Raw genomic sequence first — 20,821 nt, 5'->3', positions numbered from 1 at the left:
TCAGGCTCCCCCTAAAAACCCCTTGCTAACTCGTGTAGCAAGGGGTTTTTGCTTTTCCCCGGCGATAACGCCCAGCCCAGCTTGTCGCGACTGACATCTGTCTGGCTATTGGGACGGAATTCGGTCAGGGTTCCATACTGCAAACTTAAATGCGGGCGTGACGGCGACGGGGCCGAGGGTGCCCCGCAGACGGCGCATTAAGGCGGCCGTTGCCGACCGCCCGCGCTACTGAGCGTCGAACGGCAGCCGATATTGCGCAGGGTCTTCGGGGCGTGGTCGACGGCGACGCAACAGCGCCGCGCTGGGCTTGTCGGGTGCGGGGGCCGGTGGATCTAGCGAGCTGAGGCGAAACGCCGGGCGGCTTAGCGGCAGAACGGCCAGGAGTGCCGCCTTGCCGCGTACCGACGTCGGGATGTCGTCTTCCACTTCGGCCGACTGAGCGCCAGTGACGTCGTATACGACGGTATCGCTCGCCTGATGCAAGGCGGCAAGGCGTCGGCCCAGTAGTCGGTAAATGTCAGGATCAAAGCCGGTCACGGCAGGCAAGGTGTCGACGAAGGCGTCCAACGCGTCACGCGACGTCACAGTGCCCAGATACTGCCAGCGGTCGATCACGTGGTAGTCGACCTCCGAGGTATCGGCGCTGCGTTCTTCAACCGCGATAGGGCCTTCGTACGGCCACGTTTCCAACCGTAGCGTGGCGAGCGCTTGGCGAACGCGCTCGGTGTGCGCGGCGAGCGGCATATCGCCGACGCATACACCATCACAACGCTTGACCTGGTATCCGAAGCACGGCCGGCCGGCGCCCACAGTTTCCAACCCGAGCTGCGCGCAGCACAGACGATGTTCGTCCGCCAGCGTGCGCAGCGCGCTCTGCGCACGCTGGCGCGACGAGAAGGTGCCGTACAAGGCCTCGGCGCCGGCAAAATCGACCGCCTTCGCGCTGACGAGCTCGGGCATGTCGGCATCCGGCGTGAGTTGCCAGCTATAGAGTTGCGAAGCACGGCGCAGTTGACGGTTATGTACCGGCTGCAACTGCTTGACCAGTTGCGACTCCAGCAGCAATGCGCCAAGCTCGCCCGCCGTGCGGCGCGCTTCCACACGCCGGATTTCCTGCGAGATACGCAGATCCTTGGCAACCTGATGATCGCTGGAGAAATGCGAACGCACGCGTGCGCGGATGTCGACGCTCTTGCCTACATACAGCAGCGTGTCGCCTTCGCCATAGAAGAGGTAGACGCCAGGGCGGTTCGGCAGGGCATCGATGGCGTCGTCCGGCAACTGCGGCGGCTGGCTCGAACGTTTGGTTACGCGTTGCACCGCCTGCTCGATCAGATCGGGCGTGTAAATCGTGTGAAGCTTTTGCCAGAACTGCCAGAGCAGATCGGCGTCGGCGAGCGCGCGGTGACGGCCCAGCGGGGCGAGGCCGAAGCGGGCGATCAGCGCATCCAGACCATGCCGCGCCGCCGAGGGAAACAGCAGACGCGATAGACGCACCGTGCACAAAACATCGGCTTGGAACGCGATGCCGGCACGCCGGAATTCGTTTTTGAGAAAGCCATAATCGAAGCGCGCATTGTGGGCAACAAACAACTTGCCTTGCAGACGTTCCGCCAATCCGTGCGCCAGCGACTCGAACGACGGCTGACCGCGCACCATCTCATTGGTGATTCCGGTCAGCTGCTGGATGAACGGGGGGATCGGTTCGGCCGGGTCGAGCAGGGTGCTCCACTGTTCCACGCCATGCGGGCCGACTTCGACCACGCCGATCTCGGTGATGCGGTCGCCGAGCGCATTGCCACCCGTCGTCTCCAGATCGACGAAGACCATCGGTGCCGGCAGCGAGCGGGCGAGCGCGTCGGGATCCATCACATCGCGGATCGCGGCGTCTTCGGCGTGCTCGATTGCGATGTCCCGCATGTCATCGGTCGCGTTGCGCTTGCGCACTTCGGCCGCGCTCAGGCCGGGCATGCCGGCGCATTGGCGTGCGACGCGATCGGGCGGACGGATCGGTCGGACGGGAACGGCGCCGCGTCGTCGCCAGGCAGGTCGTCACCGGCGAATGCTGCGGCGATGGCACGGAATACCGCCGGTGCCGGGGCGTCGGGCCAGTGCAGATCGACGAGTGCATCGAGCTGCGGTAACGCGCCGTCGCGACGCAGCGCCTCGTCGCCGGGCAGGCGCAGCAGCCGCGCCAGCGCCCATGCTTCATGCCGTGCATGCAGGCCAATATCCGCCTCTGCCTCGTCGGCAATGGCGAGGAGCGTGCGCCAGTCAAGCGTCAATGCCGCTGCCGCTTCGCTCGAATTATTCGCTTCGTTCGATTCCTCAGGGGCTGTGGCAACGGCGGCAGTGCGTGCCGATATGGCTTTCGCGGTCCCCGCACGCTGTTGCGCGTAGCGCGCGGCAATCGCTCTCACGATGCCAGCAAGGTCGCGTTCGGCAGCGCTCAGTGCCAGTTGATCCCAGTCGATGGTTTCCATAAGACATTCCTCGATTGGAGGACATGATACTGTATAAAATCACAGTGCGCGAGTGACGTGACCCGACCGACCCGACGGGGTCGCCGCCGTCGTCGCCGCATGTAATACTTTGCGCCATGCCCACCCTGCGGGAACCCGACCTCGATGTTGACCCTGTATACCTTTGGCCCGTCGTTCGGGCTGCCCGACGCCAGCCCGTTTGTCGTCAAGGCGGAGATGCTGCTCAAGCTCGCCGGACTGCCCTATCGGACGGATCGCAGTGGATTTCGGCATGCCCCCAAGGGCAAGCTCCCCTATATCGATGACGAAGGTGAGATCGTCGCGGACTCCACGTTGATCCGGCTGCACATCGAGCGTAAGTACGGGTTCGATTTCGATGCCGGTCTCACGCCCGAGCGACGGGGCGCCGCGTGGATGTTCGAGAAGGCGCTGGAAGATCATTTCTATTGGCACGTCGTGCAGGCGCGCTGGTGCGACGACGACAACTTCGCCAAGGGGCCGGCCTCGTTCTTCAAGGCGATTCCCTGGCCGGTGCGCCCACTTGCGCAAGCGTTCATCCGTCGCAAGATTCGCGGCACGCTGCACGCGCAGGGCACCGGGCGCTATACGCCTCAGGAGCAAACGCAACTGCTCAAACGCGGCGCACAGGCGGCGGCCGAATTGCTCGGCGACAAACCCTATTTTTTCGGTGATGCGCCGTGCGGCGCCGATGCCACGGCTTTCGGTTTCATCGGTAGCGCCGCGTCGCCGCATTTCCGCATGGCGCTGCGCGACGAAATCGCAAGCCATCCGAATCTGATGGCCTATGTCGCGCGCATGCGGCGCGAGTTCTTTCGCGACGCGGGCGAAGGCTCGAGCGTTTGAGGCGTAACGTCCGATAGGCAGATCGGCAAATCCGCGATTTCACGACGTCACATCGCCGCGAATTGACATCGACTCTGGAGGCCGACGCCGGGCTGGATCAGCCCGCCTCGGAGGCCGTTTCGTCGCTCGGCAGCACGTCGGAGAGCACCAGATTGCGCCCGGAAATCTTCGCGGCGTACAGCGCGCGGTCGGCGCGCATGCAGAGCGCCTCGAGACTTTCATTCTCGTGCCACGTCGCCACGCCGCCACTGAGCGTGTATTGACACACGCCGAACGGACCGGCCACCAGATGTCGGCTCGCCTGACTGCGCAGGCGCTCGGCAATGCGGATTGCACCGGGTGTGTCCGTGCCCGGCAGCAGCACGGCAAATTCTTCTCCGCCCAGTCGCCCGAAGACATCGCCTTCGCGCAGGATATCGCGCACGAGCTTCACGAATTCGCGAAGCACCGTGTCGCCGCCCGCATGGCCGTGGGTATCGTTGATCTGCTTGAAATGATCGAGATCGATGACCACGATCGAGAGAGGCCAACCGCGGGCCACCGCCCGTGCCATCTCCTGACGCGCGAGGAGGTCGAAGTGTTTGCGCGAGAGCGCGCCGGTCAGATAGTCGCGGTTCGCGGCCTCTTCGGCGGTGGCGAGCATGGCGTCGTGAATCATCATGACCGCGCCCATCGTCATGGCGGGCATGACAATCGTGCCGATGGTGAGCATCACGGCGTTGAACATCGTGGGCGCGAACACATCAGGGCCGGGGGCCGGCGTCCAGCCGAAGACCACGCCGCGCACGGCATGCCCGATGGCGAACGCCGCAGCGAGGCCCGTGGTCAGCCAATAGTTGTAAGGATGCCGGCGCGGGGGAATATGTCGGGCAATGAGCACGGCCGTGGCCAGTAGCCACGCCGCGTGAAATGCCGAGACGATGACCACGCGTGCCTGTGGGTCGTCGGTGCCGTAACGCCAGAACACGATGGCGGCAGCGAGCACGCCGAGCGATGCGCCCAATGCCGGCCAATGCGGCGAGCGGCCGAGAAAGCGAGCACAGCCCGCGAAGTAAAGCAGCAGACCGCCCGCGAGGGTGACGTTGGCGACAGCAATCGACAGGAAGTCGGGGACGACGCTGCGCAGCGCAAACAGCGGCAGGGCAATGAGCACCGCAACGTTGGCGAAGCACCACTCGCGAACGCCCGCCACGCGTGAGCGCAGAAGAGACCCCATGATCAGCAACATCATGAAGCTGAGCAGTGAGGTGATCGCGAGCAAAGACGTCGTCAACATGGCGATGACCAGCGGGGGGAAGCGGACATGTGTTGTGCATTGTAATGTACGCCGCTACGCGCGTTACATGCCCAGCACGCCAGTAGAATAGTCGGATCCGTCTTTTTTGTATCAAGGAGTTTGCGTCAATGCCGACGACCCGATCCTATCCGTCAAATCGCGCCCCCCGCTTTCGCCGGCTTCCCATGTTGGCGTTGACCGTCGTGGCCGTTGCCGGTCTTGCCGCGCGCCCGGCGCAGGCGCAGCAAGAGCCGCTGCAGCGCCGCGCAGCCCAGCCGCCACTTTTCTCCAGCCCAGCCAGCAGAGCAAGCGCACCGGCGGCCGATGTCAATCGCGACGTGCGTCCCGCGCTCGAGGCCGCCAATCTTTGGCTGGGACTCACGGACATCAACCGTGGAAAGCAGAGTTGGGAGCAGGCTGCCCCGGTGTTCCAGCGCGCGATCACGGCCGGCGACTGGGCGCAGCGCCTGCAAGCCGCGCGCGAGCCGCTGGGCCGGGTGAAGTCGCGCAAAACCGCGGATGCGGTGTTTACGCGCACCCTGCCCGGGCAGCCGGACGGCGAGTATGTGGTGATTCAGTACAACACAGTCTTTGAGCACAAGGCCGAGGCCCATGAGATGGTGACGATGGTCTTCGGCATCGACAGCCGTTGGCGGGTCGCGGGCTATCTGGTGCGCTGAGGCTGCGCTGGCGGGGCCGGCGGCGGCTGGCCGACGATATCGGCAGATTTACGTCGGTCAGCCCCCCACACGGTGAGCCCTCCCTTAGACGGCGGTGGTGTCGCAGCGCTTTTGCGACGGCGCGGGTCAGAGGTGCTTGTAGTAGAACGTCGTGGCACAGAAGGCCCCGTCGGGCATCAGTGCGAATTTCGGCACGTCGCCCGCGCGTTGCCAGCCGCAGCGCAGATATAGCCGTTCGGCATCGCCGCCAGTCACGGTATCGAGTACGAGCACCTGACGCCCCTCGGCGCTGGCGACCTCGTCAACGGCAGCCATCAATTGCCGAGCCACCCCCAGCCGCCTGGCCGAACGATGAACCAGCATCTTGGCGACGTCCGCTCGATGCGGCTGGTTTTCCGGCAAATCGAGCAACAACTGCACAGTACCGACGATTTCACCATTTTGAGCCGCGTCGGGTTCATGCCGACGGGCGACGAGCAACGCACGCTCGCCACGCGCGACGCCTTCAGCCACGTTGCGCCAGAATGCGGTGGCGCGCTCACGTGTAAGCGGTAGCATGAAGCTCACCGATGCACCGCCCTCCACGCAGTCGATGAGTATGTCGGCAAGCACATCGATCGCCGCCAAGGCTTGGGCCCCGTCGAGTCGTTGCACGGCGACGGGCGAGGCGACTGAAGATAAATCAAGCGACATCACTGTACTCTCCTTGCAGCAACGAACGGTAACGTGACGAGCCCGACCAGATAGCGTGCAGTGGCCGACGTGGGGTTGTGGAAGCCGATCGGTTGATCGAGCCGCATGGCCAGACAATCGCCTGTGTCGAGCCGCCACGCGACGTTGCCCAGCGTGACTTCGATGGCGCCATCGATGACCCAGATCTGCTGCCAGACCTCATTCTCGCGCGCTCCGGTATCGTAGGCGACGCGCTCACCCGCGAGAAACTGCACTTCGACAAGCTGCAACGGCGACGGCTGCGCCGGCGAAAGGTTGCGTCGCACGTAGCCCGAGTCCGGATCCGTCCAGACCGGCTGGTCGGCACGGCGTGCGAGCGGCGACGGCGGCGTGTCTTCCCGTGCCCGGTCGTCGAACAACGACGCGAGCGTTACGTCGAGCGCGGTGGCAAGCTTATCGAGCACGTTGGCCGTCGGACTGGTCTGCGCCCGCTCGATGAGCGAGATGCTCGAGCGGCTCACGCCGCTGCGTTCCGCCAGCGTATCCAGCGAATAGCCGCGCTCGCTGCGCAGATCGCGCACACGGCGGGCGATACGTTCGTTAATGTCCATGGTTTCCAGTGTACTGGAAATTAATATCCAGTAAAATGGACGTCATTGTTCACGCCGTCATCCACGGCTTCTTGTTTGCGGGACCCCTCACATGACTTCCTCGCTCATCGTGCGCGACGCCACCGACGCCGACCTCCCGGCTATTCGCGACATCTATAACGACGCTGTCGAGCACACGACCGCTATCTGGAACGAGGTGCTCGTCGACGTGGACAACCGGCGCGAGTGGCTGGCGGCACGCGTGGCGCGCGGGTATCCCGTGATCGTCGCCGAGCGCGACGGCAAGGTCGCGGGATACGCATCGTTTGGCGACTGGCGCGCGTTCGACGGCTATCGTCACACGGTCGAGCACTCCATTTACGTGGACAAGAACGCGCGTGGCGGCGGCGTCGGCGAGACGCTCATGCGCGCGCTGATCGAACGCGCGCGCGCCATCGGCATTCACGTGATGATCGCGAGTATCGAAGCGCAGAACGCACCGTCGATTCGGCTGCACGAAAAGCTCGGCTTCCTTACGGTCGGCACGTTCAGCGAAGTCGGCACGAAGTTCGGTCGCTGGCTCGATCTCACGTGCATGGAATTGCGTATCGACGCCACGCGTTGAAACACGCGCCGCCGGCCTCGTTCGATGCCGCCATGTCTGAAATGATATAGCGGCATTTCTCATTGGGCATAGGCAACATCACCCTCTTCGAATAACGACTGCCCGCGCCCGCTGCACGGCGTGCATTGGGCGACAGCACATGCGCATGCTCTCGCGGTGCGCCATGGCCAACCTTGTCATTCCTGGACTCGGCGTGTAGCCTTGCTACGTCCGGTGTCACTCATGAAGCGTCTTCTCACCGAATTTCACGAGCGCATCACGGCAGGTGAATGTCACGCATCGTGACCATGCCTCGTGGGTCGAGTCGGCAAGTGTCCGATGTCTCGCCCCGGTTCTCGTCGCGGTGCCGTTTTGTGCGCATTGGTGTCCGCGCGAGCTTGGTGATCGTGATACATCCCCCCAAAACAAGACGGACGGAACGCTTATGCCGCGCCTGCCAAGAAAGCCCGCTCCTCCCGCGGTTGTGTCGAGCGACGACGCTCGTCACGATGCCGCCGCCGAATCTCCCGCGTCTTCCCGAAGCTCCCAGCGTCCCGATGGCGCCCCCGGAGTCGCGGTGACGCGTCGCGGGTTTCTCAAGGCGTCGGTGATTGCGGGTATCTCCGTGTATATCGCTCCGCTGGGCAGCCGGGCGTTCGCCGCGCTGTTCGAAGACAAGAACCTCACGCCGGTCGCGTGGGACGCCGTCAAGGGACAAGCGAAGTTCCGTATCGACGGCACGGCCAAGGTGACGGGTGAAAAGATCTTCGCGCGCGACGTGCGCTCGCGCGACATGCCGGGCTGGCCCGTGCAGCAAGCCCATGCCTTCGTGCTGCGCGCGACGCATGCCGACCGCGCATATCTAGGCTTCGACCTCTCGCGTCTGACCGATGGTCTGCAACCCGATCGTGTTGTGACGGCCGACGATCTGGCGCGCGACGGGATCGCGTTCCCCGGATTCTATGGCGACGACATGTTGCTGCCGGCCGGCAAGACGCCGGCTTATCTCGGCCACGCCGTCGCGATCCTGATCTATCGCGACTTCACGCGCTTTCGCTTCGCCAAGGACAAGCTCAAGTTCCATGACGAGATCATTCGCTACGGCGGCGTGACGGGCCCGCTCGAGCGCGATCCGTGGGGCAGCTTCCGCTTCGTGCGCGTGGGCGGCAAGACGGCGTATGACGATGACGTCTACTCGAGTCTGAAGGACGCGCCGATCTTCCCGAGCATGATGCGCAAGCATCTGCCCGTGTGGCCGGATGGCAACGACCACGGCAAGCTCGACGAGCAAGGCATGGCGTACGCGGCCAAGATCGGCGAATCGCTCTCGCACCCGCCGGAGAACTGGCTTGTGATGTCGCGCGAGTACCGCACGCAGTCGATCGACACGGCAGCGCTCGAACCCGATAACGCCAACGGCTGGTACGACGCCGCCACGCAGACGCTGCACATGGTGGTGCCCACCCAATCGCCGTCGGAAGTCGCGGAGAACGCGGCAGCGATGGCGGCCAAGGGCCACTTCCCGGTCAAGCGCCTGATCGTCTATCCGTGCTACACGGTGGGCTACGGATCGAAGGATCACTACAACATGCCGTTCTACGGTCTGGCCGCCGCGATGTACGGCGACGGTCTGCCCGTGCGCCTGGCCAACGACCGCTACGAGCAGTTCCAAACCTCGCTCAAGCGTCACGCGTTCACGCTGCGTTATCGTCTCGGCGTCGACAAGGAGAGCGGACTGCTCCAGGCGTTCGCGGCCGACATGGAATGCAACGGCGGCGGGCGGATGAATTTCTCGCCATCGGTGGCGATGGTCGGGGCGACGGCAGCGCAGTCGATCTACTACATCCCGCAAAGCGATCTGGCGAGCGTGGCAATTGCGTCGCGGGCCATCGATGCCGGTTCGGCGCGCGGTTACGGCACGCTGCAGTCGATGGCCGCCACGGAAATGATGATCGACGAGATGGCGGCGCAGCTTGGCGTCGATGCCATCGAGTTCCGTCTCAAGAACGCGCTGCGCTCGGGCATGAAGAACACGCAAGGGGCGATTCCGGCGGGCGCGGTGCGAGTGGATGAGGTGCTCGCTCGCGCGAAACGGCATCCGTTGTGGACGCAGCGCGAAAAGAAAAAAGCGGAGTTCGAGGCGGCGCATCCGGGACGCCGTTACGGGGTCGGATTCGCCTGCGTGCAAAAGGACTTCGGCACCGGTGCCGAGACCTCGTTCGCGCGTGTCGAGATCGACGAGACGGGCAAGATCGCGTTACACCACACGGCCGTGGAGATCGGTACGGGCACGTCGACGTCGCAGGCGGTTGCCGTGGCGAAATGGCTTGGCATGCCGGCCACGGAGGTGCATGTCGCGATCACCGACTGGCCGGAGTTGCCGGTCGTGACGAGCGGCGATCCGTATCTGATGTCGCAGGCCGATCAGGACAGGCTCGCCGCCAATCCGCGTTGGTCGCCGGGATACGCCTCGCCGTCGAGCGCGACGAACTCTGCCTACTACTTCACGCACAGTACGCGAGAAGCGGCGCGGTTGCTCTTCATGCAGGGATTGTGGCCGGCGGCGCTGTCGATCTGGCGTCGCGGCCTCGGCGGCGGACAGGCCGCACCGCTCGTGGTGCGCGCGGAAGACGCACGCTGGGTCGACGGCAAACTCACGGCCGCCGGGCTCGAAGCGCTGCCGTTACCCATGCTCGCGAAGGCGGCGCACGAACTGGGCCTGGTGACCGGAGCGACGGTGCATGTCTTCAATCGTTGGCAGTGGGCCGAAGCGGACTGGGATCTGGGCAACGGCGCGATGCAGCGACTGCCCGTCGATGGCATTGCGTTGCGCTTCGGACAGGGCGGGGCCACGCCGTCGACCGCCACTGCGTCGTCGTCGGCCACCGGCTATCGCAGCCTCGATCGCAAGCGCGTGTACTACCCGCCGGTGCAGCGTAACAACGCAGCGGTGACTTACTACAGTGCCGTCGGCACGCTCGTGGCGCTGTCGGTGCACGAGGCAACCGGCAAGGTCGAACTGCTCACCCATCATTCCATTGTCGAATGCGGCAACCAGATCTCGCCGCAACTCGTCTCGGGCCAATTGCAGGGCGGTCTCGCGATGGGGATCGGCCATGCGCTGCACGAGTATCTGCCGCTTTATGAAGACGGCCCGGGCAATGGCACATGGAACTTCAATCGGTATCACCTGCCGCGTGCGGTCGACGTCGCCGTGTGGACGCAAACCGGAGAGGTGTTACCACCGATCTCCGAAACCGACGTTCCGAAAGGCATTGCGGAAGTGGTGATGATTCCCGTGGTTGGCGCGATTGTGAACGGCCTCGCGCATGCGATCGGCCATCGATTTACGACGTTGCCGGTGACACCGGAGAAGATCCAGGAGGTACTGGCATGACAAACGCTTCGAGCACACCGCAGGCCGCGTCGGACGCCACGGCGTCGACGGGCGGGGGACAACCCATGAGCGCGGCGAGTGCGGCAGCGGCACCGCTTACGGCGAATGCGGCGGCAGGCACGGCAGCCCCGGCAAACGGCAAAGCACCGTGGGAGACGTTGCCCGTCACCGTGAAGGTGAACGGTGTGTCGCATGGCCCGATGGACGTGCCGGCCGGTTTGATGATGATCGACTGGCTGCACGAGACCCTGGGCCTGACCGGCTCGCGTCTGGGCTGCGGGCAGGGCATCTGCCACGCCTGCGTGGTGATCGTCGATCACGCCGACGGCAGCAGCGAAACCGTACGCACGTGCATCACCGGGACAAACTATTTCGACGGCAAGACGGTGCGCACGGTGGAAGGCCACGCGGTGCGCGATGCCGACGGCAAGCTCACGCTCGCACCGATCCAGCAGGCGTTTCTCGATCACTTCAGTTTCCAGTGCGGCTACTGCACACCGGGCTTTGTGAATGCTGCAACGGTGTTGATCGAACGTCTGAAGCGCCACCCGGTCGCGCGTGCCGATCTCGAAGCGGCGATCACCGAAGGACTCAACGACCATATCTGTCGGTGCACGGGGTATGTGCGCTATTACACGGCCGTGCGCGATGTCGTGCTCAAGACGCCCGGTTGTATCAGGGATGCGAAATGAGGGGGGACGCCATGCGCCTGAATCGCGCCTCCCGCTGGAGCGCGCGCGCGGCTTGTCTTGTCGCGCTGCTGCTCGTCGCCGCCTGCAACGACTCGACGGTGCCCAAACCACCCAAGCCCGCCCAGCCGCCAATGCCCAAGACGACGGCGGCGCCCGCGCTCGTGACGAGCGGGATGGCTGCGGATGCACCGAGTCCCTCGGCATCGACGGCCAGCGGTGGGGCGGCGGCATCGCCTTCGCCGTCGCCGGTGGCGAAGGCATCGCCCGACCTGATCGCTCGCGGCCAATATCTGGCGCGAGCGGCCGATTGCGCCGCCTGCCACACGAGCGCGAACGGCGCGCCGTTTGCGGGCGGCGTGCCGCTCAAATCGCCCTATGGCACGTTCTACGGCACCAACATCACCCCGGACAGGACAAACGGCATCGGCGGCTGGACCGCCGACGACTTCTACCGCGCGCTGCATGACGGAATGGCCCCGGACAAGGCCCTGTATCCGGCCATGCCGTACACGTCCTATCGGCAGATGACCCGCGCCGACAGCGACGCCATCTACGCCTACCTGATGTCGGTGAAGCCGGCGGCCGTGCCCAATCGAAAGCACGATCTCTCGTTCCCCTACAACGTGCGCCCGGGCATGCGCGTGTGGGACTGGATGTTCCTGAAGGACACATTGCCCGATGCCTCGAAGGGACAGTCCGCCGACTGGCTGCGTGGACGCTATCTCGCGAACGCCTTGGGACACTGTGCCGAATGCCACACGCCGCGCGGCACGTTCGGCCAGCTCGACAGCGCGAAGCCGCTCGGTGGGGCGGCGCTCGCCCGGATTGCCGCGCCCGATCTGACGCCCGACGCCCTGGCAGCACGCGGCTGGACGGTGAAGGATCTGCAGTCGTTCTTCGGCACGGGAATCGCCCCGCAAGGGTCGGCATTCGGCGAGATGTATCCGGTGGTGCATCTGAGCACGCAATACCTCACGCCCGACGATCTGCGCTCGGTTTCGACGTATCTGCTGGGCGACGCGCCTCCCGCGCCGGCCCCACTCCCGGAGCGTCCTGACGCGAGCCAGTTGAAGGCGGGACGCAACCTCTATCTCGCCGTGTGTGCGGGCTGCCATGCGGCGGACGGCACCGGCAAGCCGCATGTGGCGGTGGCGATGCTGGGCAATTCGACGGTGCGTCAGAAGGATCCACGCAATCTGATCGTCGCGATTCTCGACGGCATTGAGCCGCAGCGGTTCCCGGGGCTGGAGGCGATGCAGGACATGCCGGGCTTCGCCCGCCAGTTCACCGACGCGCAGATTGCCGAGCTGAGCAATTACCTGCGTGTGGCCTACGGTGCTCAGCCGGGCGACGTGAATTCCGAGATCGTCAGACAGCTGCGCCAGAAGTGATCCGACGCACTGTCACGCGCAACGGCTTGGCGCATAATGTCGCGCCATGTCCCGCACACAACGTCTCTTCTCATTGATGCAGCTGCTGCGCCGCCACCGCTACCCGGTGGCGGGCGCGGCGCTGGCCGACTCGCTCGGCGTGAGCCTGCGCACGCTCTACCGCGACATCGCCATGCTTCAGGCGCAGGGCGCGCACATCGAGGGCGCGCCAGGGCTGGGCTACGTGCTGAAGCCGGGCTTTCTGCTCCCGCCGCTGATGTTCTCCGAGGAGGAGATCGAGGCCATCGTGCTGGGCTCGCGGTGGGTCGCCAAGCGCACCGACGGCGCCTTGGCCGAAGCCGGCGCGAACGCGCTGGCCAAGATCGCGGCGGTGTTGCCGCCGGACCTGCGCTCGTCGCTCGAGGCCTCGACCCTGCTCATTGCGCCGGGCGAACCGTTACCGCCGACGATCGTCGACATGACGGTCATTCGCGAAGCGATTCGCGCCGAGCGAAAACTCCAACTGTCCTATCGCGACGAAGCGGGTCGCCTGTCCGAGCGTGTCATCTGGCCGTTTGCGCTCGGCTTCTTCGACCATATGCGCATGATCGTCGCGTGGTGCGAGCTGCGCGACGACTTCCGCCATTTTCGCGCCGATCGGATCGAGGCGCTGGCGGTGAGCGCGACGCGCTACCCGCGCGGGCGGCGCGCGCTGCTCAAGGCGTGGCGCGAAACGACGGGCAATCGGTGAGCTCCGCCGGTCTTCGCGATGCTTCGCAGGTGCCGATCGACTGCTGACAAAAATTGACAGTATCGGTTCGTACGATGTGATGCATGACAGTGCATGACGGCACCGCGGATGCGGGGACCGGCCGGGCAAAACGTCATCCATCCCTATCGACAGGAGCGAGTCATGCTGCATCCGAACTTGGTCATTTTGTATGTTTCGAGTCCCCCCGAAAGCGCGGCGTTCTATGCCGAATTGTTCGATCTCGAGCCGGTTGAAGCATCGCCCGGATTCGCGATGTTCGTGTTCCCTTCGGGGATGAAGTTGGGACTGTGGGCGCGCTATGGCGTGGCACCGACGGCCATCGCGCCGCCCGGCGGCAGCGAAATCGTGCTGCCGGTGGCGTCGAACGCCCACGTGGACGCCACGTGGGAGGACTGGAGCGCGCGAGGCATCACGATCCTGCAGGCGCCGACGACGATGGACTTTGGTCGCACGTTCGTGGCGTCCGATCCCGATGGTCACCGGGTGCGCGTGTACAAGCTCGCCGACACGCCGCGATAAGCCGAGCGTGCGGCGGGGGTAGGGGCGAGGGGGGGCGCCAGCGTCGCGGGCCGCCCGCGCCCATCGCCCATCGCCGCGGCGACGCCTTACATCGCGGTGGCGGACTTCACGAGCACGGGCGTGTCGCGATACTGTGCAGGGAACAGACGCTTGAGGTCTTTCACCTTCGGCAGGTCGTTGATGACGATGTACGGATACGTCGGGTGCTCGGTCAGGAAATCCTGATGATAGGTCTCGGCCGGATAGAAGCCCGAGTACTTTTCCAGGCGGGTGACGATGGGCTTGCTGTAGACATGCGAGGCGTTGAGCTGCGCGATATACGCGTCAGCGACACGGCGTTGCGCATCGCTCATCGGGAACACGGCCGAGCGATATTGCGTGCCGGTATCCGGTCCCTGGCGATTGAGTTCGGTCGGATTGTGTGCGACGGAGAAATAGATCTGCAGCAGCGTTCCGTAGGACACTTGCTGCGGGTCGAACGTCACTTCCACCGATTCGGCGTGGCCCGTCGCACCGCTGCTGACGGTTTCGTAATCGGCCGTCTTCGCGGTGCCGCCCGCGTAGCCGGACACGGCTTTCGTCACGCCCTTCACATGCTGGAATACCCCTTGCACCCCCCAGAAGCACCCGCCGGCGAACACGGCCGTCTCGGTGTGAGCCCCCGTGGCGGGCTCGTCGAGCTTGGGGGCGGCGATGACGACGGCCGCCTCGGCACCGCCGAAGGCGTACGCGCCAACTTGCCAAACGAGTACCCCGACGGCGGCGGTGCCAAGCAGCAGGCGTCGCACTCGCGAAGCGGGCGTCGTGCGGCGGGGCGATTGGTCTGGCATCTCGTCGCGGGCCTGCGACGGGTGAATCGGATCGAACGGGTTCATCTGAAAACTCCCGGCGTCGGAGGACGCCTCGATGGCAGCGGTCTTGCGAAGTCGCTGCCGGGTCATTGGGTTTGAGGACGGGGCGCGGCGCTGTCTACCGAACGCCTTCGACCTCAGCCGAAGGTGAACGCGTAGGCCGACACGCCCGGATCGAGAAACTCGATGCTGAACGTACGGTCGCGCACGTCGCCTGACTGGCGCACCAACTGGTACAGGCGCTGGGAGGCGACGGTGCCGGTACCGTCGGCGCCCACGTCGGTGCCATGCGCGTCGCCCGGCGGCTTGCCGTCGACCGTTACGCGAAAGCGCACCGGTTCGCCGCCGGCCTTCGGGCCGAGCACGAGATGCAGGTCACGCGCGTGGAAGCGATAGACGATACGCGCCCCGGCCTGCATGGCGGTGGCCTGTTCCGGCCCCACGCGCCAGTCGCCGGCCAGTGCCCATTGGTTGAGAGACGGCGTTGATGGCGCGCGGTAGTCGCTGGCCTGATCGCGCACGGCCCCGCCGGGGGAGGCGAAGTGCTCCGCGCGTGTGTAGCCAACATAGGTCTCCGGCGAGCGCACGTCGCCCATGTCGGCCGCTTGCTGAATGCCACCGGCCTGCACGTCGGCAATGCCGCTCGCGACCTGCTTCGCTCCGGCCTCGCGCAACAGCTGCTGGATCACGCGTTCCGACTCGGCGTAATTGCCTTCGCCGAAGTGGTGGTAGCGCACGCGCCCCTGGGCGTCGACGAAATAGTGTGCCGGCCAGTATTGATTGTGGAAGCCGCGCCAGATGGCGAAGTCGTTGTCGATGGCCACCGGGTAGTCAACGCCCAGATCGTGAACGGCCTTTTTCACGTTGCCGATGTCGCGCTCGAACGCGAATTCGGGCGCGTGCACGCCGATGACGACGAGCCCCTGGTCGCGATACTTCTGCGCCCAGGCTTTGACGTATGGCAACGTGCGCAGGCAGTTGATGCAGGAATACGTCCAGAAGTCGACGAGCACGACCTTGCCACGAAGGGCCTGCGCCGTGAGTGGCGGCGAATTCAGCCATTGCACGGCGCCGTCCAGCGAGGGCAACTGGCCTTCGACCGGCAACGGTGCCGGGGCATCGGCGGTGCCGCGCATCGTCGTATCGCGCACGGGCATCATGGTCGGGCCGGCGGTGTGGCTATCGACGCTCGCGTCGACCTGAGCGGCGGCGCGGCGTGTACCAAGCGCGTCGACGAGCCGCTGCTCGATACCCCCTGTCGACGCCGTCGAGAGTTGAGCCAGCGCGCCGGTGTCGAGCCCGAGGGCGATGGCGGCGACACCCGCGAGCATCAGCCCGCCGAGCCCGCGACGAATCCATTCGCCCGCGCCGAGCGAGCGTTTCATGGTGGCGAAGACGCGTCCGCCGACCAGGAGGGCCAGCCCAAGCGACGTGGCGGCGCCGGCCGCATAGGCGGCGAGGAGCAACGTGGTGCCGACGCTGGCGCCTTGCAGCGCCGCGCCAGTGAGCACCAGCCCGAGGATCGGACCGGCGCAGGGCGCCCAGAGCAGGCCGGTGGCGATGCCAAGCAGGAACGACGCGCCGGGACGGGCCCCCGTGTTCGCATTGCCCGTGGCGGCGCTGCGCCCTTGCGCGGACTGCGACAGACGATCACCCAACGACACGAGCGGATGCGTGAGCCGTTCGGCGAGTTTCGGGAAGAGGAGCGTCGCACCGAACAGGGCAACGAGGGCGAGCGCCAGCCAGCGGCCATACTGGTTCGCCTGCACGACCCAGCTTCCGCCAACGGCGGCGAGCGTTGCCACCAGCGCGAACATCAGCACCATGCCCGCAAGCATTGGCAACACGCTGCGCGAGAACGATTGGCCAGCCCGCGAGAAAACAAACGGCAGTACCGGCAGGATGCACGGACTGACGATCGTCAGAATCCCGCCGAGGTAGGCGAGGATGAGCAAAGTCATGAAGCGCTCCTTGAGCCGCACCCGGTGGCGGGGTGAAGCGGAGGTGGGTAACTTGACGACGGCAGACGCATGGCGCTCAGGCGGGTTGCGGCTGGAACGTCATCGCAAGGCCGTTCATGCAATAGCGCAGGCCGGTCGGCTTCGGGCCGTCGTCGAACACATGGCCGAGGTGGCCGCCGCAACGTCGGCAATGGACTTCGGTGCGAACCATGCCGAAGGTCGAGTCGGTGTGCGTGCCCACGGCATGGTCCAGAGGCTTCCAGAAGCTCGGCCAACCCGTGTGACTGTCGAATTTCGTGCGCGACGAGAAAAGCGGCAGCGCACAGCCGGCGCAGGCGAACGTTCCGGCGCGGTGTTCGTCATTGAGCGGGCTGGAATAGGGACGCTCGGTGCCCGCCTGACGCAAGATCTCGTACTGGGCGGGCGTCAGACGCTTGCGCCATTCGGCATCGCTGTAGGCGACCTCGAAGTGCTCGGGATCCGTGGCGCGACGGGCATCGTCGGCGTGCGCGGGGCGCATGAGACGCGGCACCAGCCCGGCGGCGACGGCGGCGGCTGCCGCAGTGGCGCTCAGCAGGAACGCGCGGCGCGACGGCGCCGGGGCAGCCTTCGCGGCGTGCGTGCGCGACGGCTTGCGCGGTGGGTTATCGGACAAACGCATGACATCCTCCGGTCAGTAGGGCGATCCGGCGCGGGGCTGGCCCGCCGCCGCGTGTTCAGGGGAGCGCGACGGCCGTGGTTCGGCGCAGCAGACACAGCAGGCGTTCGCGCCGGATCGATAATTGAAGGGTAGTGCGCCGGCGATGGCAAAGTCCTCACGTAAAATTAAACAATTCGTGATACCTCGCGGTGCGGGAACTGCGCACAATGGGGCCTTCAAGACCCACTTTTCCGGGAGCCGTGCCTGCGATGGAATCGCCGCGCCGTGTTCTGCTCGTCGAAGACGACGTGCATATCGCCGACCTGCTTGCGCTGCATCTGCGCGACGAGCGGTTCGAGGTCGTGCATTGCGCCGACGGCGACGAAGGTCTTCGGCGATTGTCCGAGGGGGGCTGGGACGCGCTGGTCCTCGACCTGATGCTGCCCGGCGTCGACGGACTGGAAATCTGCCGTCGCGCGCGGGCGATGACCCGCTATACGCCGATTATCATCATCAGTGCGCGCGCGAGCGAAGTGCATCGTATTCTCGGGCTGGAATTGGGCGCCGACGACTATCTGGCCAAGCCGTTTTCAGTGCTGGAGCTGGTGGCGCGGGTCAAGGCGCTCATGCGGCGGGTCGATGCGCTGGCGCGCAACGCGCGCATGGACGCCGGCAGCCTGGCGATGGCGGGGTTGTTCATCGACCCGATTGCGCGGGAGGCATCGCTTGGCGGCAAGCGGCTCGATCTCACGCCGCGCGAATTCGATCTGCTGTACTTCTTCGCTCGCCAGCCCGGCAAGGTGTTCTCGCGCATGGACCTGCTCAACGCGGTGTGGGGCTATCAGCACGAGGGTTACGAGCACACCGTCAACACACACATCAATCGCCTGCGTGCCAAGATCGAGGCGGATCCGGCGCAGCCCGCGCGTATCCTCACGGTCTGGGGACGCGGCTACAAGTTCGCCAATGACGGTGGGCCCGACACCACGGGTGCCGAGGCGGGAGGCGCATGATGCGTCGCTGGAATCTCACCCTCACGCAGCGCCTGTCGCTGGTATTCGCGGGACTGCTGCTGGTGTGCTGCGGCACGTCGGCGTGGATGCAGGTGCGCGCCAATCGCATGCACGAAGCCGAAGTGATTCAGGGGCTCTCGCGCGGACTGGCGGAGCATATCGCCGCGAATGCCCAGCTCATGGACGCGAACGGCATGAAGCCCGACGCCGTGAGGCGTCTGTTCGGGCAACTCATGGTGGTGAATCCGAGCGTCGAAGTGTATCTGCTCGACATGCAGGGGCGTATTACCGGTCACGCGGCGCCTGAAGGCCATCTGCGGCGCACGCAGGTCGATCTGGCGCCCGTGCATCGGCTGATCGATGGCGAGGCGTTGCCGATCTATGGCGACGATCCCCGTAACGCCGATGTCCGCAAGGTATTCAGCGCCGCGCCGCTGCGGGTGGACGGTCGCGAGGTCGGCTACGTCTACGTCGTGCTGGTCGGCGAGGCGCACGACCGCTTCGCGGCGCGCGGGGCGACGAGCGCGGCGCTCGATATCGCGCTATGGTCGATCGGCCTGGTGGCGGCGCTGTGCCTGATTGCCGGTCTGGCGGCGTTCGCGCTGATTACGCGTCCGTTGCGCCGCTTGACGGATTCGGTGCGCGAGTTCGATATCGACGCGGCCCCGGTGCCGCTGCCCGCCGTCTCCGCGGATGAACTGGCGTCGCAGCAGGCGCGGCCGAACGACGAGATCGTGGTGCTCGAACGTGCCTTCCGACAGATGGTCGAGCGACTGGGCACGCAGTGGCGCACGCTCACGCGCCAGGATCAGGAGCGGCGCGAACTCATCGCCAACATCTCGCACGATCTGCGCACGCCGCTCTCGTCGCTGCACGGCTATCTCGAGACGCTCTCGCTCAAGGACGCCACGCTCACGCCCGCCGAGCGGCGGCGCTATCTGGGCATCGCCCTCGATCAGAGCCGCAAGGTCGGCGCGCTGGCGCAGTCGCTGTTCGAACTGGCTCGCCTGGAACATGGCTTCGTGCAGCCCGAGGCCGAGCCGTTCTCCGTGACGGATCTGATCCAGGACGTCTTTCAGAAATTCGAACTGAGTGCGGAGTCGCGCGGGGTCGCATTGCGCGCGCAACTCGCACCGCAAATTCCCGTGGCGCGGGCCGACCTCGGCCTGATCGAGCGCGTGTTCACGAACCTGCTCGACAACGCGCTGCGCTACACGCCGTCGGGCGGTGAGATCACGGTGGCGGTGGCGCCGGTGGGCGCCGACATCGAAGTGTTGGTGAGCGACACCGGTCCCGGCATTCCCGAGACCGCGCGCGAAGGCCTGTTCGAGCGGCCATTCACGGTCGGCGGCGCCCGCCGCGAGGGCGGGCTGGGTTTGCGCATCGTGCATCGCATTCTGCAACTGCACGGACGGCGCATCACGTTGGTCGACACGCCCGGGCAGGCCGGGCGGGGGGCGACGTTCCGCTTTACTTTGCCGACGTGAGTTGGTTGGGCGCCGGGGCAGCCGGCGCCGCGTCGAAGTAGGTCAGCTTGCGCACGAAGACATTGGCGAACGGGTCGACCTTCTCGCCATGCGCGGCGGGCGAGGTGATCACGACGCGCACGATATTGCCTTGCGCGTCGTACTTGTAGTGGTACTCCGACACATGACGCTCGCCCGTGGCGGCGTCGGTGCGGGTCACGCGCGTGAGTTCGTGACGCGGTGAGTATTGCGCGACCTCGTTGTCCCACGCCAGCGCGAGCCATTGACCGTCGATGAGGGCGGCGGCGCCGTTGTCGCGAACGATGCGCTCGCCATCCGGCTTGCGCTCCACGCTGGCGAACGTCCGGTAGGAGACCCGCTTCGGCGCTGGACGCACCTTGCCGTCGGCCGTGACGACCTGACGTGCTGCGTTGGGCGCCGACCATTGACGCGAGAGCGCGAAACACTCGTCGTCGAACCGTCGCGCCTGCAGGCTGCCCGCACGGTGAGGATGCGCGCCGTTGGCGGCGGCGATGAGGCTGCGGGTCCATTCCCACTGCCCGTTGTTCTCCTGGCGCACTTGCTCCTTCCACGCGGCGCGACGTCCCGGGCCGTGCACAATCCAGGCGTCGGCGTTCTGCCACTCGACGGGGGCGCCATCAATGCTCTCCAACCGGCCGCTGGCGTCATACGAATAGTGGCCGCGGTCGGTGTTCGCGAGCAGGTGACCTTGTGCGTCGAAATCCATCACGAAGCGATTGCCGTTGTCGAGCGGCCCGACCTTGCCAGTGGCGCGATCGTAGCTGGCGATGAAGCGGGTTTCTTCGATCCGGCGAACGCCGGCGGGAATGCCGCCGAAGTTGCGCATCAAGTCATCCTCCTCGCGTAGCGAGGTCTGCACGCACCACGGCAGCGGAGCGGCCACCTGCGGCGCGTCGGCGGCGGGCGGCGGACTCGTTGGGGCGGGGGGC

Annotated in this window: 19 protein-coding genes; 10 read left to right on the top strand and 9 right to left on the bottom strand. The window is 65.8% G+C overall.

Annotation, left to right across the window (positions count from 1 at the left end; genetic code table 11):
• Window positions 1-225: 225 nt before the first annotated feature.
• Together BGP02_RS07075 and BGP02_RS07070 are read right to left on the bottom strand one after the other, a co-directional pair.
• A complete protein-coding gene (locus tag BGP02_RS07075; protein ID WP_286798266.1) occupies window positions 226-1,971 on the bottom strand; it encodes a 3'-5' exonuclease family protein in 1,746 nt (581 codons plus the stop codon).
• Window positions 1,959-2,483, bottom strand: coding sequence for a DUF2471 family protein (locus BGP02_RS07070; RefSeq protein ID WP_286798265.1), 525 nt, complete (start codon window positions 2,481-2,483; stop codon window positions 1,959-1,961). Before BGP02_RS07070 ends, BGP02_RS07075 begins: the two co-directional genes overlap by 13 nt.
• Before the next feature lie 144 nt (window positions 2,484-2,627).
• Here BGP02_RS07070 and BGP02_RS07065 point away from each other — a divergent pair, with 144 nt between their 5' ends.
• The gene (locus BGP02_RS07065; RefSeq protein ID WP_017235079.1) at window positions 2,628-3,347 is read left to right on the top strand and encodes a glutathione S-transferase C-terminal domain-containing protein; all 720 of its coding nucleotides are present in this window, start codon (window positions 2,628-2,630) and stop codon (window positions 3,345-3,347) included.
• A gap of 97 nt (window positions 3,348-3,444) precedes the next feature.
• Here the strand turns inward: BGP02_RS07065 and BGP02_RS07060 are convergent, their stop codons facing one another.
• On the bottom strand, window positions 3,445-4,623 hold the full coding sequence (locus BGP02_RS07060) for a GGDEF domain-containing protein (RefSeq protein WP_286798264.1): 1,179 nt from the start codon (window positions 4,621-4,623) through the stop codon (window positions 3,445-3,447).
• A 128-nt stretch (window positions 4,624-4,751) separates the two neighbouring features.
• Between BGP02_RS07060 and BGP02_RS07055 the strand changes: the two genes are divergently transcribed.
• Complete coding sequence (locus tag BGP02_RS07055) at window positions 4,752-5,303, top strand: DUF4019 domain-containing protein (RefSeq protein WP_286798263.1); 552 nt, start codon at window positions 4,752-4,754, stop codon at window positions 5,301-5,303.
• Window positions 5,304-5,429: 126 nt separating this feature from the next.
• Here the strand turns inward: BGP02_RS07055 and BGP02_RS07050 are convergent, their stop codons facing one another.
• Window positions 5,430-5,996, bottom strand: a complete 567-nt coding sequence (locus BGP02_RS07050; RefSeq protein WP_286798262.1) for a GNAT family N-acetyltransferase — start codon at window positions 5,994-5,996, stop codon at window positions 5,430-5,432.
• Window positions 5,996-6,586: a helix-turn-helix domain-containing protein gene (locus BGP02_RS07045; RefSeq protein ID WP_286798261.1), complete on the bottom strand. Its 591-nt coding sequence runs from the start codon at window positions 6,584-6,586 to the stop codon at window positions 5,996-5,998. The genes BGP02_RS07050 and BGP02_RS07045 overlap by 1 nt, the downstream gene beginning before the upstream one ends.
• Window positions 6,587-6,677: 91 nt before the next feature.
• Here BGP02_RS07045 and BGP02_RS07040 point away from each other — a divergent pair, with 91 nt between their 5' ends.
• From BGP02_RS07040 to BGP02_RS07015, 6 genes are all read left to right on the top strand, one after another.
• Window positions 6,678-7,190 (top strand): GNAT family N-acetyltransferase, encoded by a 513-nt coding sequence (locus tag BGP02_RS07040; RefSeq protein ID WP_017235074.1) that lies wholly within the window; start codon window positions 6,678-6,680, stop codon window positions 7,188-7,190.
• 556 nt (window positions 7,191-7,746) lie between these two features.
• Window positions 7,747-10,566: a xanthine dehydrogenase family protein molybdopterin-binding subunit gene (locus BGP02_RS07035; protein WP_286798260.1), complete on the top strand. Its 2,820-nt coding sequence runs from the start codon at window positions 7,747-7,749 to the stop codon at window positions 10,564-10,566.
• A complete protein-coding gene (locus BGP02_RS07030) occupies window positions 10,563-11,258 on the top strand; it encodes a (2Fe-2S)-binding protein (protein WP_286798259.1) in 696 nt (231 codons plus the stop codon). The genes BGP02_RS07035 and BGP02_RS07030 overlap by 4 nt, the downstream gene beginning before the upstream one ends.
• Before the next feature lie 131 nt (window positions 11,259-11,389).
• A complete protein-coding gene (locus BGP02_RS07025; RefSeq protein WP_268567899.1) occupies window positions 11,390-12,649 on the top strand; it encodes a c-type cytochrome in 1,260 nt (419 codons plus the stop codon).
• Window positions 12,650-12,695: 46 nt separating this feature from the next.
• Window positions 12,696-13,379, top strand: coding sequence for a helix-turn-helix transcriptional regulator (locus BGP02_RS07020; protein WP_150564874.1), 684 nt, complete (start codon window positions 12,696-12,698; stop codon window positions 13,377-13,379).
• 162 nt (window positions 13,380-13,541) lie between these two features.
• Entirely contained in the window at window positions 13,542-13,919 is a 378-nt protein-coding gene (locus tag BGP02_RS07015) for a VOC family protein (protein ID WP_017235070.1), read from the top strand.
• An 86-nt stretch (window positions 13,920-14,005) separates the two neighbouring features.
• Here the strand turns inward: BGP02_RS07015 and msrA are convergent, their stop codons facing one another.
• From msrA to msrB, 3 genes are all read right to left on the bottom strand, one after another.
• Window positions 14,006-14,749, bottom strand: coding sequence for a peptide-methionine (S)-S-oxide reductase MsrA (gene msrA / locus BGP02_RS07010; RefSeq protein WP_150563517.1), 744 nt, complete (start codon window positions 14,747-14,749; stop codon window positions 14,006-14,008).
• A 158-nt stretch (window positions 14,750-14,907) separates the two neighbouring features.
• Entirely contained in the window at window positions 14,908-16,731 is a 1,824-nt protein-coding gene (locus tag BGP02_RS07005) for a cytochrome c biogenesis protein DipZ (protein ID WP_286798258.1), read from the bottom strand.
• Between the two features lie 76 nt (window positions 16,732-16,807).
• On the bottom strand, window positions 16,808-17,251 hold the full coding sequence (msrB, locus tag BGP02_RS07000; protein WP_369751535.1) for a peptide-methionine (R)-S-oxide reductase MsrB: 444 nt from the start codon (window positions 17,249-17,251) through the stop codon (window positions 16,808-16,810).
• A gap of 389 nt (window positions 17,252-17,640) precedes the next feature.
• Between msrB and BGP02_RS06995 the strand changes: the two genes are divergently transcribed.
• Window positions 17,641-18,384, top strand: coding sequence for a response regulator transcription factor (locus BGP02_RS06995; protein ID WP_017231399.1), 744 nt, complete (start codon window positions 17,641-17,643; stop codon window positions 18,382-18,384).
• Window positions 18,381-19,871 carry a sensor histidine kinase gene (locus BGP02_RS06990; protein WP_286798257.1) on the top strand — a complete coding sequence of 497 codons (1,491 nt, stop codon included), beginning with the start codon at window positions 18,381-18,383 and terminating at the stop codon, window positions 19,869-19,871. Before BGP02_RS06995 ends, BGP02_RS06990 begins: the two co-directional genes overlap by 4 nt.
• Here BGP02_RS06990 and BGP02_RS06985 read toward each other — a convergent pair.
• The gene (locus BGP02_RS06985; RefSeq protein ID WP_150563499.1) at window positions 19,855-20,775 is read right to left on the bottom strand and encodes a hypothetical protein; all 921 of its coding nucleotides are present in this window, start codon (window positions 20,773-20,775) and stop codon (window positions 19,855-19,857) included. The two genes, BGP02_RS06990 and BGP02_RS06985, sit on opposite strands and share 17 nt — an antisense overlap.
• Window positions 20,776-20,821 lie beyond the last annotated feature (46 nt).

Origin of the sequence: Pandoraea sp. 64-18 (assembly GCF_001899225.1) — a bacterium.
GTDB lineage: Bacteria > Pseudomonadota > Gammaproteobacteria > Burkholderiales > Burkholderiaceae > Pandoraea > Pandoraea cepalis.
This window is presented reverse-complemented; position numbering and strand designations above follow the sequence as displayed.

Excerpts from the sequence above, each read along its gene's own strand:
- BGP02_RS07050 (WP_286798262.1), bottom strand. The coding sequence starts at position 5,996 with ATGTCGCTTGATTTATCTTCAGTCGCCTCGCCCGTCGCCGTGCAACGA.
- BGP02_RS07045 (WP_286798261.1), bottom strand. The coding sequence starts at position 6,586 with ATGGACATTAACGAACGTATCGCCCGCCGTGTGCGCGATCTGCGCAGC.
- msrB (WP_369751535.1), bottom strand. The coding sequence starts at position 17,251 with ATGCGCCCCGCGCACGCCGACGATGCCCGTCGCGCCACGGATCCCGAG.
- BGP02_RS07060 (WP_286798264.1), bottom strand. The coding sequence starts at position 4,623 with ATGTTGACGACGTCTTTGCTCGCGATCACCTCACTGCTCAGCTTCATG.
- BGP02_RS07070 (WP_286798265.1), bottom strand. The coding sequence starts at position 2,483 with ATGGAAACCATCGACTGGGATCAACTGGCACTGAGCGCTGCCGAACGC.
- BGP02_RS06995 (WP_017231399.1), top strand. The coding sequence starts at position 17,641 with ATGGAATCGCCGCGCCGTGTTCTGCTCGTCGAAGACGACGTGCATATC.
- BGP02_RS07020 (WP_150564874.1), top strand. The coding sequence starts at position 12,696 with ATGTCCCGCACACAACGTCTCTTCTCATTGATGCAGCTGCTGCGCCGC.
- BGP02_RS07065 (WP_017235079.1), top strand. The coding sequence starts at position 2,628 with ATGTTGACCCTGTATACCTTTGGCCCGTCGTTCGGGCTGCCCGACGCC.
- msrA (WP_150563517.1), bottom strand. The coding sequence starts at position 14,749 with ATGCCAGACCAATCGCCCCGCCGCACGACGCCCGCTTCGCGAGTGCGA.
- BGP02_RS07030 (WP_286798259.1), top strand. The coding sequence starts at position 10,563 with ATGACAAACGCTTCGAGCACACCGCAGGCCGCGTCGGACGCCACGGCG.
- BGP02_RS07015 (WP_017235070.1), top strand. The coding sequence starts at position 13,542 with ATGCTGCATCCGAACTTGGTCATTTTGTATGTTTCGAGTCCCCCCGAA.
- BGP02_RS07005 (WP_286798258.1), bottom strand. The coding sequence starts at position 16,731 with ATGACTTTGCTCATCCTCGCCTACCTCGGCGGGATTCTGACGATCGTC.
- BGP02_RS07025 (WP_268567899.1), top strand. The coding sequence starts at position 11,390 with ATGCCCAAGACGACGGCGGCGCCCGCGCTCGTGACGAGCGGGATGGCT.
- BGP02_RS06990 (WP_286798257.1), top strand. The coding sequence starts at position 18,381 with ATGATGCGTCGCTGGAATCTCACCCTCACGCAGCGCCTGTCGCTGGTA.
- BGP02_RS07075 (WP_286798266.1), bottom strand. The coding sequence starts at position 1,971 with ATGCCCGGCCTGAGCGCGGCCGAAGTGCGCAAGCGCAACGCGACCGAT.
- BGP02_RS07055 (WP_286798263.1), top strand. The coding sequence starts at position 4,752 with ATGCCGACGACCCGATCCTATCCGTCAAATCGCGCCCCCCGCTTTCGC.
- BGP02_RS07040 (WP_017235074.1), top strand. The coding sequence starts at position 6,678 with ATGACTTCCTCGCTCATCGTGCGCGACGCCACCGACGCCGACCTCCCG.